This window comes from Peribacillus sp. FSL H8-0477, assembly GCF_038002765.1.
GTDB lineage: Bacteria > Bacillota > Bacilli > Bacillales > DSM-1321 > Peribacillus.
In genome coordinates this window covers 2,241,369-2,256,133 of sequence record NZ_JBBODE010000001.1, presented here as the reverse complement: position 1 = coordinate 2,256,133, position 14,765 = coordinate 2,241,369, and the positions used below count along the sequence as shown (strand labels likewise).

11 protein-coding genes are annotated in these 14,765 nt (G+C 39.7%); 5 read left to right on the top strand and 6 right to left on the bottom strand.

The annotated features are described in order from the left end of the window. Window positions 1-28: 28 nt before the first annotated feature. Window positions 29-2,071, top strand: a complete 2,043-nt coding sequence (locus MHI18_RS11285) for a catalase (RefSeq protein WP_340847439.1) — start codon at window positions 29-31, stop codon at window positions 2,069-2,071. A 48-nt stretch (window positions 2,072-2,119) separates the two neighbouring features. Here the strand turns inward: MHI18_RS11285 and pepT are convergent, their stop codons facing one another. Beyond that, window positions 2,120-3,358: a peptidase T gene (gene pepT, locus MHI18_RS11280; RefSeq protein ID WP_340847438.1), complete on the bottom strand. Its 1,239-nt coding sequence runs from the start codon at window positions 3,356-3,358 to the stop codon at window positions 2,120-2,122. Between the two features lie 140 nt (window positions 3,359-3,498). Then, entirely contained in the window at window positions 3,499-4,128 is a 630-nt protein-coding gene (locus MHI18_RS11275; protein ID WP_340847437.1) for a hypothetical protein, read from the bottom strand. 137 nt (window positions 4,129-4,265) lie between these two features. On the opposite strand from MHI18_RS11275, the gene MHI18_RS11270 reads away from it, so the two are divergent. Next, window positions 4,266-5,405: an SEC-C metal-binding domain-containing protein gene (locus MHI18_RS11270; protein ID WP_340847436.1), complete on the top strand. Its 1,140-nt coding sequence runs from the start codon at window positions 4,266-4,268 to the stop codon at window positions 5,403-5,405. Window positions 5,406-5,444: 39 nt separating this feature from the next. On the opposite strand, the gene MHI18_RS11265 is transcribed toward MHI18_RS11270, so the two are convergent. Beyond that, entirely contained in the window at window positions 5,445-6,914 is a 1,470-nt protein-coding gene (locus MHI18_RS11265) for an alpha-amylase (protein ID WP_340847435.1), read from the bottom strand. Window positions 6,915-7,273: 359 nt separating this feature from the next. On the opposite strand from MHI18_RS11265, the gene MHI18_RS11260 reads away from it, so the two are divergent. Together MHI18_RS11260 and MHI18_RS11255 are read left to right on the top strand one after the other, a co-directional pair. Next, on the top strand, window positions 7,274-7,966 hold the full coding sequence (locus MHI18_RS11260) for a response regulator transcription factor (RefSeq protein ID WP_340847434.1): 693 nt from the start codon (window positions 7,274-7,276) through the stop codon (window positions 7,964-7,966). Further along, window positions 7,944-10,157 (top strand): sensor histidine kinase, encoded by a 2,214-nt coding sequence (locus MHI18_RS11255; RefSeq protein WP_340847433.1) that lies wholly within the window; start codon window positions 7,944-7,946, stop codon window positions 10,155-10,157. Before MHI18_RS11260 ends, MHI18_RS11255 begins: the two co-directional genes overlap by 23 nt. A 264-nt stretch (window positions 10,158-10,421) precedes the next feature. Here the strand turns inward: MHI18_RS11255 and MHI18_RS11250 are convergent, their stop codons facing one another. The 3 genes from MHI18_RS11250 to MHI18_RS11240 form a co-directional block, all read right to left on the bottom strand. Beyond that, the gene (locus MHI18_RS11250; RefSeq protein WP_340847432.1) at window positions 10,422-12,140 is read right to left on the bottom strand and encodes a CotH kinase family protein; all 1,719 of its coding nucleotides are present in this window, start codon (window positions 12,138-12,140) and stop codon (window positions 10,422-10,424) included. Between the two features lie 69 nt (window positions 12,141-12,209). After that, on the bottom strand, window positions 12,210-12,905 hold the full coding sequence (locus tag MHI18_RS11245) for a DUF4956 domain-containing protein (RefSeq protein WP_340847431.1): 696 nt from the start codon (window positions 12,903-12,905) through the stop codon (window positions 12,210-12,212). Between the two features lie 28 nt (window positions 12,906-12,933). Then, window positions 12,934-13,617, bottom strand: coding sequence for a polyphosphate polymerase domain-containing protein (locus tag MHI18_RS11240; protein WP_340847430.1), 684 nt, complete (start codon window positions 13,615-13,617; stop codon window positions 12,934-12,936). Window positions 13,618-13,773: 156 nt separating this feature from the next. On the opposite strand from MHI18_RS11240, the gene MHI18_RS11235 reads away from it, so the two are divergent. After that, window positions 13,774-14,763, top strand: a complete 990-nt coding sequence (locus MHI18_RS11235; RefSeq protein ID WP_340847429.1) for a LacI family DNA-binding transcriptional regulator — start codon at window positions 13,774-13,776, stop codon at window positions 14,761-14,763. The last annotated feature ends 2 nt before the right edge of the window (window positions 14,764-14,765 follow it).

Below are 14,765 nucleotides of genomic sequence, written 5' to 3'. Positions count from 1 at the left end.
AGAGAAGAAGAGGGAGGACTTGAACAAGATGACTAATAAACATGAAAACAGTAAGGATCAACAACTTGAATCGTACCGGGTTGATGATGCCGGGACCAAATTAACAACTAATCAGGGGCTGCGTGTTTCTGAAGATGAACATTCATTAAAAGCGGGTGAACGTGGACCGACACTAATGGAGGACTTTCATTTTCGTGAAAAAATGACTCATTTTGACCATGAACGAATTCCTGAACGTATTGTTCATGCTCGTGGATATGGTGCACATGGATACTTCCAAGCCTATGAATCCATGAAGGAGTATACCAGCGCTGGTTTTCTTCAAGATCCTTCCATAAAAACACCTGTGTTTGTACGTTTTTCAACTGTGGCAGGCTCGCGTGGTTCAGCAGACACCGTTCGTGATGTAAGGGGCTTTGCTACAAAGTTTTATACAGAAGAAGGAAACTATGATTTAGTTGGAAATAACATTCCAGTGTTTTTTATACAAGATGCTATTAAGTTCCCGGATTTGGTTCATTCTTTCAAACCAGAACCGCATAATGAAATACCACAGGCACAAACTGCACATGATACGTTCTGGGACTTTGTAACGGCCAATACCGAGACCGCACATATGATTATGTGGCATTTGTCTGACCGGGCTATTCCCCGCAGCTATCGAATGATGGAAGGATTCGGGGTAAATACCTTCCGCTTTGTAAATGAACTGGGCAAGTCTCATTTTGTGAAGTTTCATTGGAAACCAAAACTTGGGGTCCATTCTCTCGTTTGGGACGAAGCCCAAAAACTAGCTGGTAAGGATCCTGACTTCCATCGCCGTGATCTTTATGAAGCAATCGAGATGGGAGAGTATCCTGAATTTGAGTTAGGGGTTCAACTCATTAAAGAAGAAGATGAATTTGCTTTTGATTTTGATATCCTTGATCCAACTAAGCTTTGGCCGGAAGAAATCATTCCAGTTAAAATCATCGGAAAAATGACTCTCGACCGAAATCCGGATAATGTCTTTGCTGAGACAGAGCAAGTTGCCTTCCATCTTGGAAATGTCGTACCTGGAATAGACTTTTCAAATGACCCGATGCTTCAAGGACGCCTCTTCTCTTATACCGATACACAACTTTCCCGCCTTGGCGGTCCAAATTTCCATGAACTTCCGATTAACCGCTCGGTTGCACCAGTTCATAATAACCAACGTGACGGGATGCACCGTATGGCGATAAATAAAGGACAAGTCAGCTACCATAAAAATGGATTACAAGCTAATGCACCCGAGCCGGCTTCGGCAAAAGATGGCGGATATGTACATTATCAGGAAAAGGTAGATGGCCGAAAAGTTCGAGCTCGCAGTGAGAGCTTTAAAGATCATTACAGCCAAGCGATTCTTTTCTGGAATAGCATGACGGAAGTTGAGAAACAGCATATTATTGAAGCCTTCCAGTTCGAAGTAGGAAAACTGAAAAGCAAAGAAATTCAACAGCGGGTAGTCAATATGTTTGCAAATGTTGATTTCAGGATTGCGAAGGAACTTGCTTTAGCGGTGGGCGCATCTGTACCTGAAGCGGGGAATGTTCCAGATGGCAGTCCAGCTTCAGCCAGCTTGAGCCAAGAAACCAGTGTGAAGCTTCCAAATACACGTAAAGTAGCTGTATTAGCTGATCATGGTTTTGATTATGCAGAGTTTACTCAATTAAAAGCAGATTTAATAGGAGCGGGAATACTTGTTGAAGTCGTGAGTAAAAACCTAGGAGTGATCCTTAGCAGTAATGGCGAGGAAGTTCCTGTTGATCATACGTTCTTGACAGCAGATTCTGTCCAATTTGACGCAGTGTATGTTGCAGGAGGGAAAGAAGGGGTTACGAACCTTCTAGCTAGTAAAAAAGCTCCAATCTTCCTACTCGAAGCCTATAGTCACTTCAAGTCTGTTGGGGCTGGCACAGATGCACTCGATTTATTAACAGCAGCTGGCATCACATCACAAGACCAAGCTGCAGGTGTAATCGCAGGCGCTGACCATCAAGCCTTTATACAAGCAGTAACGCAAGCACGTCACTGGTCAAGAATCGTATAAAAAAGGAAAGAGGTTCGGAATGGTTTATTCCGAACCTCTTTTTTTCGTTTATTTCCCTGATTTTTCCTCAAATAATTTGACGACTTCAATAATCACATCTACTGCTTTGGCCATATGATCTACGGATATAAATTCATATTTTCCGTGAAAATTTTCTCCACCTGTAAAGATATTCGGTGTGGGCAGCCCCATATATGAAAGCTGTGAGCCGTCTGTTCCACCGCGGATGGGTTCAATAATTGGTTCAATGCCAAGGCTTTTCATTGCTTCAGCGGCTATTTCGACAATTTCCATCACCGGTTTAATTTTGTCTTTCATATTGTAATATTGATCCTTCATCTCCATAATAATGCGGTCTGTTCCGTATTGATCCTGGAATTCAGCAACCATTTTTTTAATAAATAGTTTTCTTTCTGCAAATTGTTCTTTGTCAAAATCACGGATAATGTAGTGCAGAACCGTTTCTTCCACATCGCCATTGATTCCAGATAGATGATAGAACCCTTCATAGCCTTCAGTCATTTCTGGAGATTCGTTTACAGGCAGACGGTCGTTGAATTTCATCGCTATTTTTGCTGCATTAACCATCTTTCCTTTAGCAGTTCCAGGATGAATATTGGTTCCCTTGAAAGTGATTTTCAATCCAGCAGCGTTGAAACTCTCATATTGAAGTTCGCCCAGCGGCCCTCCATCAATCGTATAAGCATAGGCTGCTTGAAATGAATCGACATCGAACTTATGAGGTCCTCTTCCAATTTCTTCGTCGGGTGTAAAGGCTACTCTAATTTGTCCATGTTTTATTTCAGGATGTTGTATTAAATAGTCCATGGCCGTCATAATTTCTGCAATTCCAGCTTTATTATCAGCTCCAAGTAAGGTAGTACCATCTGTCGTAATCAACGTTTGGTTCTGATAGTCAGCAAGGTGTGGGAAATCAGTTGGAGAAAGGATAATGTTTAATTCGCCATTAAGGGTGATGTCTTTTCCATTATAATTTTCAACAATTTGAGGGTTAACATTTTTCCCGGTAAAATCCGTTGCTGTATCGAGATGAGCTAAGAACCCAATCACGGGAACCTCCTTATCTGTATTACTAGGAAGTGTGGCCATAACATAGCCGTTATCATCAATCTTTGCATCAACGAGGCCAATCGTTTGTAAATCATTAACCAGCTTGTTGCCGAGAATTAATTGACCTGCGGAAGAGGGGCATGCAGAGTTCTCTTCATCTGACTGGGTATCAATTTTTACATAGGATATAAACCGTTCAACTAACTCGTTTTTCAATGTACCGTCATCTCCTTGAATAGTTTTGTTTGCTTGTTTAATTTTACCTTAAAGGAGAAAGGCGATTGTGACAAGTTCTTATATCAGCTTATTCTAGAGGAAGAAAACTAAAAAAGGGATGGTCTCATCCCTTTTTTTAGTTAGGACAGTTCCGTCCGAGTTAACCGTATCTTCTTATTGTATTGATCAATAAGAAACCCATTTGCAAGTATGAAAACTAAGGTGCCGATTCCAAGACCAATAAATTGATGGAAGACAATAGAGAAAATGATGCAGATGGTAAGTGGAATGCTCAAACAAATAATTGTACCGAGAGAGAAGCTTTTTGCCAAACGAGCAAAGGCTTGAAGAAGATAATCGAAGGGCAAAAGAACTCGGCTGATTTGAATGTAAATCGAGATTGCAGCAGCCACTCCATTCATCCCAATAAGCGTATAAAGACCCCGAATCCAGATTTGGTCGGGCGTATATAAGTAATGATGGATGTTAACAAACACATCAATTAAAAGGCCAAAGAAAACAGCAAGGAGCAAACTTTTTATTATAAGCCGGATAGAAAACCGGCTGCCCATCAACGTTGTCAGCAATAGTGAAAATAACTGTAGAACAATCGTACATAGTCCTATAGAAAGAGGGATTACTGCTGCAAGATTTTGACTAGCTGCTGCCCAAGGAGCAGAGCCGAGATGAGCGACAATCATAAAACTATTTCCTAGTGCATTTAGTGTTAAAGATCCAAAAAACCATAGTAATAGATACGTTTTTTTCAATTGAAAGCCAATCCCTTCTCCTATAAATCATACTACTTTTTTTATAAAAGTTGAACGGATATGATTTCTATTTCGCGTAAAGAGCCTTTCTTTGCTAGTATGTGAATAATAGATGAAAAGTAGGAGGAGATGACGCATTGAATTTTTTAGATAAATTGGAACCGTATTTGGAAACAGAAGATACGATCTTACAAACATTTTTAGTAGAGGCTTTGCAGGATTATCCTTTTGTACCTGAAGAATGGACGGTCCGTCTGATAAAAGAAGCACTTAGTTCGAGGGAAAAGGAAGTCAATATCTTAACGAGAATTTATAAGCATAGGCTGAATGATGAGGCAGTAAAGTTATTAATTAAAGGGGCAAAGAGTGCTCATCCGAGAAACCTTTCACTATACGTGAACTTATTGGACTCGGTTCGTCCGAAAGAGGCAATGAAGTACCGTCAAGAATTAGCACCATTTTTTGATGAGAATAAATGGTCGTTCTATAAAACGTTAGAAGATGGCGGAGAGGAGGCCGTTTGGGAGCAGTATGGGGAATTGTTGGCGCGATTAGAAACCGAAGAGCGCTTTTCTCAAGAAGTATACAATCAAGCTAAAATGACGGTAGAGGTCCTGGTCGAAAAAGGCTGGATGGATGACCTTGAAATTGCGGCTGTGTTAAACCAAGATCTAAATGAAGACTATTTTTCTTTTGCAGGCATTCTGATTTTCCATGTTATCGGATTGATGAACCAGACAAAGTATATTCCTTTGCTTGCTAATTTACTGCTTCGTGACGAGGATTTATTAGTTGAGGCAGTGTCTGATACATTGATTAAATTCCAAAGTAAAGAGGTCATTCAAGCCGTTGTACCTTATCTAGAAGATCCAGACTGTCTTGTTTTTGGGACGAGTATTCTTGGGAATAGTAAGATCCCAGAAGCAGAGGCAGAGCTGGTAAAGCTTCTTTCAACAATGGAAGATTATGATGATAAAGGATTAGCTATAGAAGGAATATGTATTCAACTTTCAGATAAACAATATCCTGAAATGGATGACTATTTGATGGATGGAGGCAGTGATTTGCTAGTTGATATTGACGTGCTTGCTTATGGCTATTACACGTTAATGAGCAAGGAGCATCCTCAATTGAATAATTGGAAGAAAAATGCACTTCAACTGCAAGATGAAAGTCTGCAAATCCCAGTTGAAGAATCGGAAAAGATAAAAGTAGGAAGAAACGATCCCTGCCCATGCAACAGCGGGAAAAAATATAAAAAATGTTGTGGAATATAAGAAAAAAAGCTGCCTTTTGGCAGCTTTTTTTCTGTTAACTTATTCATCTTCTTCAATCTTTGGGTTGGCCCAAACAGAGACACTTCCTCCATTAACAGGAAAGGTAGCCCAGCCATCTTCTTCAATCGTAATTCGTTCGTCCATCTTAGTAGTGAGATCCGTCCAGACTTCTCCAGCTCTTTTTTCTCCTACGAACATCCGCTTAATTCCAGGTTCTCCATTTGCAATCACAGTTGCACAACCTGAATGAGGAATTTCGGGAGTGCCCATTCTAACCCAGCCAATTGTATTTGGGTGATCAAAATAATCTTCCTGATCCCCATATGCTTTATGGTAGCGTGCAAACATTAGACGCTCAATGTCATCTTTTTTTCCATCGACAGGTACTGGTCCGCCAATTCCATAATAATCTCCATAGAAGATACATGGATAACTGTCACGGCGTAATAAGATTAAAGCGTAGGCACTTGGTTTAAACCAGTCTTCGACCCAAGATTCCAGCGATTCATGAGGTTGAGAATCATGATTATCTACGAAGGTAACTGCATTGGTAGGATGACTTTGTACAAGGGTATCGTTAAAAATGGTTGATAAATCAAATGCGCCGCCTTCTTTACCGGCTTTGCAAAATTTATAATGAAGCGCAACATCAAATAAATCAATCTTATAATTTGTTTTATTTAGATAATTACGGCAGGCTTGAAGATCTGAATGCCAAAACTCCCCGATCAGATAAAAGTTTTTTTCTGTAATATGATCTAATATTTCATGGGAAAATTGACTGATAAATTTAGTATTAATATGCTTAATTGCATCAAGGCGAAAGCCATCACAATTTGTCGTTTCAACCAGCCATTTTGCCCAGGCAATCATTTCATCAATGACCACGGGATTATTATAATCAATGTTCGCAAACATGAGGTAGTCGTAATTACCAAACTCGTCATCTACATGTTCATTCCACGTACTGTTTCCGCCAATTTTGAAAATACCCGTTTTACCTGTTTTTTGATCATAATCCGTGCCGTTAAAGTGAGTTGAATTCCACGTAAAGGAAGAGTATTTTCCGCCTCGTCCAGGAAAATCAAATTTCGTCCATCCTTCAATCTCAAAGGGTTCAGAAATTTCTTCATTTCGGTTCATTGGATTAACTTCTACGACCTCAAAGTTTTCCGTCTCATCGGCTCCAGCCTTATGATTCATGACCAAATCGATATAGACAGAGAGCTTATGCTCGTGACAAGCTTCAATAGCATCGAATAGTTCTTGTTTCGTCCCGTACTTTGTACGAACGCTGCCTTTTTGATCAAATTCTCCGAGGTCATAGCCATCATAAATGCCATATCCATTATCATCGCCTGACTGACCCTTTGTTACTGGAGGGACCCAAATGGAATCAATACCGATTTTCCTTAGTTCAGGAGCTGCTTCTTTTAAACGTTTCCAATGAAGACCATCAGCCGGTACGTGCCATTCGAAAAATTGCATAATTGTATGATTTCGTTCCATGCCCCTATCCACTCCGCTCTATTCCCAATTATTAATTTTATTTACAGGTATTGTATGATTTATATATGTACCCGGTCATAAGAAAGGGTAAACGTAAGCTGCTTTTTGGGAAGAAGGCAGTTTTAAAAGGTAATAAACGGTACGTACATGAACAAAATAAAAGGTGTATGAACATAGTCTCTTTTTTGAAAGAGCTTAGTTCATACATTCGGTATCTAGGCTGGATATCCTTTAATTCTTTTTAGATAGAAACTTAAGAAATTCTTAAGAAATATACTGAGTAAAAGTTAAGATTTACTACTTACAATGTAAATATGAGCAGGAACATTCTGCTATATTGGAGAAAAGGAGGTCGGGAAATGGATAACTTTTGTATATTAGTCGTCGATGATGAAAAAGAAATCCGAGATGCAATCGAGATTTATTTATCTTATGAAGGGATTAAGGTTATCCAAGCACAAGACGGGATAGAAGCTCTAGAAAAGCTCCAAGAGCATACGATTCATTTAATCTTGCTGGATATTATGATGCCCCGAATGGACGGGATTGCTGCAACTTTTAAAATACGTGAACAAAAAAATATACCGATTATTCTTCTTAGTGCAAAAAGTGAAGATACAGACAAAATTTTGGGCCTTCAGGTCGGTGCAGATGATTATGTGACAAAGCCATTTAACCCTTTAGAACTAATGGCTAGAGTAAAATCGCAGCTTAGAAGATATGTTTCTCTTGGTACATATGAAGGCACAGCAAAAGTTATTGATTTAAATGGACTGACTCTTAATCGAGAAACGAAGGAAGTTAAGGTGATCGGAGAGCCAGTGAAATTAACGCCTATTGAATATAAAATGACTGAGTTACTAATGTCGAATCCCGGAAGAGTATTCTCTATATCTGAAATTTATGAACGTGTGTGGAAGGAACCCGGCTATAACGCCGAAAATACCGTAGCCGTACATATCCGTAAGATCCGTGAAAAAATCGAAATCGATCCGAAAAATCCAAGGTATTTAAAGGTGGTATGGGGAATTGGATACAAAATGGAAAAGTAAACTGCATGTTGTTTTAGCCTTATTGTTCGTTACGTTGGGGATCACAGGAGTTATGTCAGGACTGAGCAGAGGGAATGAATATATAGGTCGAAATTTTTTTGAAACGGAGCAGTTCAAGGCTCAGAATAGCGAGTACTTGGAACAGCTAAATCTATTTGAATTGGGGATTACGTCTGAAAATACGAAAGAAAAGATTACTGTGACAGAAGAGGAAATTGAAGAATACCGCTTCAGATATGGTGATTTACCTGAACAAATAGATTCCATTAAGACTCAGTATGAGGGTCAAATTACGGAAGCAGAGGCAGCAAAGAATAAAGAACTTATAGAGATGTACAAAGCGGAACGCGACAAGAAAATAAAAGACATCATGACCAATTTTCAAAATGATAAAGTAGTTGAAGAAAAGATTAGTAAAGAGAAAGAAAAAGCAGTAGATGCTTATTTCCAAGAAATGACCAAGAATCGTAAGGAATTCCTGGAATCTGATAAAGCGTATACCTATTATCTAGAAGACTTGAATACAGGGGATGTGTATACAAATTTAAATTTGGATAGTGAAGATGATATATCTCAATATATGAATAAAAAAGATATGCTCTATCTCCGTTCTATTCCAATCATAGACCAAGAAGAACGCTCTTATTTCCCTCAATATAGTGATTATGATTCAGAGGGTACAAAGGTGGATACAGCGGAGTTGATAGAACCGTTTGCAGATCGGGAATTAGAGGGGCAGGTGGGTATTTCAAAAGATGCTCCTAAATCAAGTCCAATTATGAAGGAATATATAACGTACAAAACCACTCAAAAACTGGCGTATAGTTATCTAATTGCCAGCGTGTTAGCCTTGCTGCTTGGTGCGTTTATGATTCGTAAATCAGGTGTATGGAAAAGTATTGAGATAAATAGGTCCACTCCTGCTTTTTATTCTAAGATTCCCATTGATGTACGGGCGGGCGTTTTGCTCCTTACGATACTTATATTAGGCGATTATATTACAGATAGTATGTATCAAATATCCTATTCATCATGGTTCTATTTTGTAAGAGAGATCATACACCAAACGTTTTGGACCGTCCTATTTCTTGTATTGACACTCATTCAGGGAAGTTGGTTCATCAATACGCTTAAAAACAAAAATATCGAAGAAGAATGGAAAGAATCATTAATCTACAAAGCAAAAGATGTATTTCTTGTCAGAAGAACCGGTGTTCAGATGGTCATTTTGCTTAGTATTGCGTTTGCTACAGGAATCGGGATTTCAGTTGTCTTTATGGAAAATGAAGCTATCATAGTCTTCATCCCCTTGTTTTTGTTTGTAACTGTACCAGCTATTATCTATCTTTTGACACAAATTGGGAAGTTCAATCGAATTGTCCGCTATACAGATGAGTTAGTAAATGGCCATTATGCATCTGATCTCCCAGCTAAGGGAAACTCTACCCTTTCAAAACTTGCTCGAAATATAAATAGTTTAAAAACAGGTGTAAAAACCTCACAACAGGAACAGGCCAAAAGCGAGAGATTAAAGACTGAACTGATTACGAATGTTAGCCATGATTTGCGCACACCGTTAACGTCAATTATTACTTATACAGAATTACTAAAAAATCCGACTCTCAGTGAAGAGGAACGTACGGACTATCTTCAAATTATTGATCGAAAATCAAAACGCCTAAAGGTTTTAATTGATGATTTGTTTGAAGCATCAAAAATGGCCAGCGGCAGTATCGAGCTCGTTAAGGATCGTGCAGATATTGTTCAGCTGCTGCAGCAATCCCTGGCTGAACGGGATGAAGCCATCAAGCAGTCGTCCCTACAGTTTCGCGTATCGATGCCTGATAAATGTGTTGCATTCGTTGACGGTCAAAAGCTATGGCGTGTTTTTGATAATCTCATAGGAAATATCTTAAACTACTCGCTGGAGAATACCAGAGTCTATATATCTGTTACAGCTGAACGAGATCGAGTTGTCATTACGTTTAAAAATGTTACCAAGTATGAGCTTGGAGATAATACGGATGAAATGTTTGAACGCTTCAAACGAGGGGATACCTCTCGCCATACAGAAGGATCAGGATTAGGACTTGCCATTGCTAAATCTATTATTGACCTTCATGGCGGAATCCTTGATATTGATGTGGATGGCGATTTATTTAAGGCAGTTGTGATGCTTGATTTAAGCTAAATAGGAAAACCGGGAGAAGTATTTCTCTTCCGGTTTTTTGTATTAGGAGAGAAATAAAAAAAGCTGTTCATCTTAACCTGTGTATTGTGCAAAATGGAGAAAAAGGTGTGCAAAACAGACGAATTACTGTGCAAATGGAGCTGGTTTCTGTGCATTTCAAGCCAATTATTGTGCAGAAGGGATCTAGAGCAAGCCGGTGAAAAAGTTGTGAAAAAAAAAGCTGCCGAAGATTTCTCGGCAGCCTGGAATTAGAGGGATATTGCTTCACGATGACCGTCTTCGTTTAAAGAAGTGAGCAAAGACAATCGCTCCAATTAGCAGAACAAGCGATATACCAATCATGATTAATGTTTCTTTAGAGTAGCTGCTTCCAGCCGCTCCTGCTTGAGCATTGGGTCCACCGTCCATACTTGGAGGCTGCATGCCGCCGCCCATATCAGGTGGTCCACCAGCGCCAGGACCTGCTCCACCCTGACCAGCAGGCGGCTGCTGTCCTTTTTTCTGGGCTTCCCCGGTACTATCGTCAGGCGGATTCATTTGTCCTTGTTCCTGTCCTCCGCCCCTATCAGAACTTGTTTCAGCTTCAACGACTAATTCTCCGGATAATTGCGCCAAAATGGATTCAGCACGCTGTGTGGAGAATTCTATGATACTCTCATCACCAGTTGTCGCTTTAAGATAGTCCTCCATAGTATAAAACTTAGTAGGATCTTTCTCCACGTATGGTGTAATCATCGAGGTAATTTCATTAACTTTTTCTGTGATGATTTCCTCAGAGAAGAATCCAGTCGCTATTTCTTTTAGATATTTGTTGAATGTCTCTCTATTTTCATCATCTTCTAGCAGGGCATTCAGCAGAGGACGTTCTTCAAGGGTAGCTCCTGAAACAGGGGTGGTAATGCTAAAATTTATAGCACTATCGTTTATGAAGCTTGACGAACCCATACCCATCATGCCGCCTTTTCCACCGCCCGGCATTTGGGCCTTTTCAGCTTCTCCCTCTTCTGTGGTGCCTTTTGTTTGTGTATCTTTGACTTGGGGTCTATCCTTACCGCCCATAGCGCCATAACCGCCAAATGCCATATTGTAATCCCATGGAAGCATGGAAAAGAGACCATCCTCTTCGTAGAGATAATAATTATGCTTTTTATCGCCTTGATAGTGATCAAGATTGACTAAAGCGGTATTGGCGGCAAAATAACGGAGCATCTCATCAACATCGACTACCTCTTCCAATTTCCCGCCATTATTAATGACATCCAGCATGTTGATCATCGAGGATTGATTAGATGATTTCGTATTTGTTTTCAGATTTAAACCAGTATAATCAGCAATATCGTCACTGATCCATTTAAGATCGCTTCCTGTTCCATCCGGTTTGTATAAGTCGCCGTCCCCAGTAGTGAAATTCTGTGAGAGAAAGCTTTCATCAAGAGTCTCCACCCCTAAGTAAAGTCCCTGTTCTTCTCCGTTAATGGTGACATACATATACGAGTGAGATGGAGCAGGTACGCCCATTTCTTCCATTAAATCGTAGGAAAGGTATTCCCGCATCATGGAAGCATCACTGAAATTATTATTTAAGGCGAGTTTTTGTAAGCCATCCAGTGTTTGTTCACTGCGGTAATAGTCAAAATCAATCTTCCAGCTGTATCGGTCAGAATCCTCCATGGCGGCTACGGAGCTTAAAGACAACATTCCTTTTGTGCGAAAGCCAACATGGCTGACTGTTTGGCCGTTAATAGTAACATCAGCGTCGACAATTTCCTCATCTGTGGGGCTTTCTAGTATGGATGCCAAGTTTTTATCACTTAATTCAATATCGACCTTCGTGACCTTGGTCTGATCAAAGACGGACGATTTGTATGCCTTAGCCATGCTTGCGGGCTGTTGGACATGAAAAGTCGGCACAATGAAAAGAACAGCAATAGAGACTGCCAGCAGGAGTGTGATGGCCCCGATGACGTATCGGTTCTTTATCATGTTAGAACTCCTTTCTGTTATAAAATAGGCGGGCAGGTGAATCAAACCATGCCCGCGCTTTCTAGGAAATTATGCTGTGAAGTTGCCGTCGTAACTCAACATAACAGCAGATCTTACACTATTAATTTCTTTGATAAGGTTGATGAATTCCGTATCATTTTCCTTGAGTCGAATCTCATAAGTTACTTCTAAATTATTATCAGGCATTATCGATTTCGATTTAATCGTATGCTTTTTGGACTGTTTGGAAAGGACCTCGTCCAACCTAGATTCAATAGAAGAATCAGTGTACTTTACAATTAAAAGATACGGATTTTCAATCGTTAATCGGTTGCTGAAGAACAACATCACGATTCCTATTAAGATTGCACCGATGATAGCAAGCGGGATGAGGCCGGCACCGCAAAGGATACCAGAGCCAATTGCCCAAAAGAGATAAACAAGATCCATTGGGTCTTTAATGGGTGTTCTAAAACGAACAATAGAAAGAGCACCAACCATACCAAGAGAAATGACAATATTAGTAGAAATCCCCATGATGACAAGGGCAGTAATCATAGACATGATAATTAATGAAATATTGAAATTGTGGGAATACATGACACCGGCGAACGTTTTTTTATAAATCACATAGATAAACATACCGAGTGCGAAAGCAACCACTAATCCAATCATTGAATCAACAATCGAGAACGATGCGGTGTTATCCAAAAAGCTTGATTTGAAAATATCAGTAAAGTTTGTAGTGTTAGTTTGCGTATCCAATGGTTAACCTCCGTTAAGTAGATTTTACTTACCCGTACCTTCTGCTTAAAAGGTATTTAGAGTAAGCTGTTTTGCGTGTATTTACTACTTGAAGCAGTGACTTAATAATATCTGGAAGAAATTCATCGAACTTCACTTCGAGAATAATATCGTTTGGATCAAGCGCTTCAACCATGACTAAATCTGGGTTAAGGAAATCCGTGTTAAGATAGCTTGTCCGAACATTGCTGTCAAACGTGACACGGACATTACCATGCGGATAGATAAATACTTCCCGTTCATAATCTACTACCGTCGTTGGCTTAAGTTGATATAGATTCATATTGATATATAATTCGCGAATTAAGTCCCGCGAATCCTCTGCCATCCAATCAAGTTCGCCTATGCGCATTTGTTCATATTCAGCAGCTGTGATTTTACACTTTTGTTTGTATGTCAAATTGTCCCGCTTACTTTTTTTCTCCAAATTAATAAAGTCGGTATTATTGTCATACAACCTGGCCCTGAATTTATCACGGTGATAATAGCCTTCCGTTTTCTGATTCATGATTTTGTTATCAAAATTGTCGAAGTAGACACTGCGAATTAAATATTTTCCATTATTACCATGGGAATCAAGTGTCATAAAATGCTGAAGATTATTTCTTAGCAGATAACAGTCAGCCTTGGTAATACCATGCTTTAACTCGCGTCTTCCTTTTAAGCCGTTCATTATTTCTGACCTCCTGTCGTGTTGGAATGACTTCATAATAAGGAAGGATTCTTAAGATAACCTTAAGAATTCTTGCAAGGTAATAATTATTGGTTGTAAAAACGGAAAATGCATGATAAAGTGTATTTGTGGAAACGGTTACATAAAGGGAGAGAGTTGAGGAAATTGGTCACAATCAGGGATGTAGCAAAAGAAGCAGGAGTTTCCGTTGCTACTGTATCAAGAGTCATTAATGGAAGTGGATATGCGCATATAGATACCAAGAAGGCGGTAGAACTTGCGGTTAGTAAGCTTCAGTATAAGCCGAACGAAGTCGCCCGCTCTCTTTATAAGCGCAAGTCTAAATTAATTGGTCTAATCCTTCCTGACATCACCAATCCTTTTTTTCCTGAATTATCTCGAGGAGTTGAAGATTATCTTCAGCGGAGAGGTTACCGTTTAATCATTGGGAATAGCGATGGTAAACAGGAAAAAGAACGAGAATATATTAACACATTCTCTCAAAATAACATCATTGGTATCATTGCTTCGACAAGTGAGTATAATGATCGGAATTACCAGGATCTAAATATGCCAGTTGTCCTGTTAGACCGGACTACGGAGGATCTTCCAGCCGTCTATGCTGACCAACATGCCGGAGGGGAACTTGCTGCAGCTGTATTAACGGAGAGAGGCAGTAAAGAGATTACCCTTGTAAGAGGGCCAATTACGATTAAGCCAGTTCGGGAACGTTATCAATCTGCTTTAGAGCTGCTTCAAAACACAGAAGGTGTAAACGTTCAGGTGCTTGATTCAATGTTATCCTTCCAGGGTGCAAAGAGCTGTGCAAAGGAATTGTTTGAGAAATATCCGGAGACAGATGGAGTGATAGCGTGTAATGATATTGTGGCTTCAGCCATTCTTCAAGAAGGACTGAGGTTAGGAAGACGAATCCCTGAAGATCTTCAGATTATTGGCTATGATGATATTCCTATGTGTGCCCTGCTGTATCCCGCGCTATCTACAATTAGACAGCCAGCTTATGAAATGGGAGAAGTTGCAGCAGAAACATTAATTAAAATGATAAATAGTGAACACCTTATGGAACAACATATAAAATTGGACGTAACTTTTATCGATAGACAAACAACAAGAAAGGGGATGTAAAC

Coding starts and splice junctions, on each gene's coding strand:
- MHI18_RS11250 (WP_340847432.1), bottom strand. CDS start 12,140: ATGATAAAGAACCGATACGTCATCGGGGCCATCACACTCCTGCTGGCA.
- MHI18_RS11260 (WP_340847434.1), top strand. CDS start 7,274: ATGGATAACTTTTGTATATTAGTCGTCGATGATGAAAAAGAAATCCGA.
- MHI18_RS11285 (WP_340847439.1), top strand. CDS start 29: ATGACTAATAAACATGAAAACAGTAAGGATCAACAACTTGAATCGTAC.
- MHI18_RS11240 (WP_340847430.1), bottom strand. CDS start 13,617: ATGAACGGCTTAAAAGGAAGACGCGAGTTAAAGCATGGTATTACCAAG.
- MHI18_RS11265 (WP_340847435.1), bottom strand. CDS start 6,914: ATGGAACGAAATCATACAATTATGCAATTTTTCGAATGGCACGTACCG.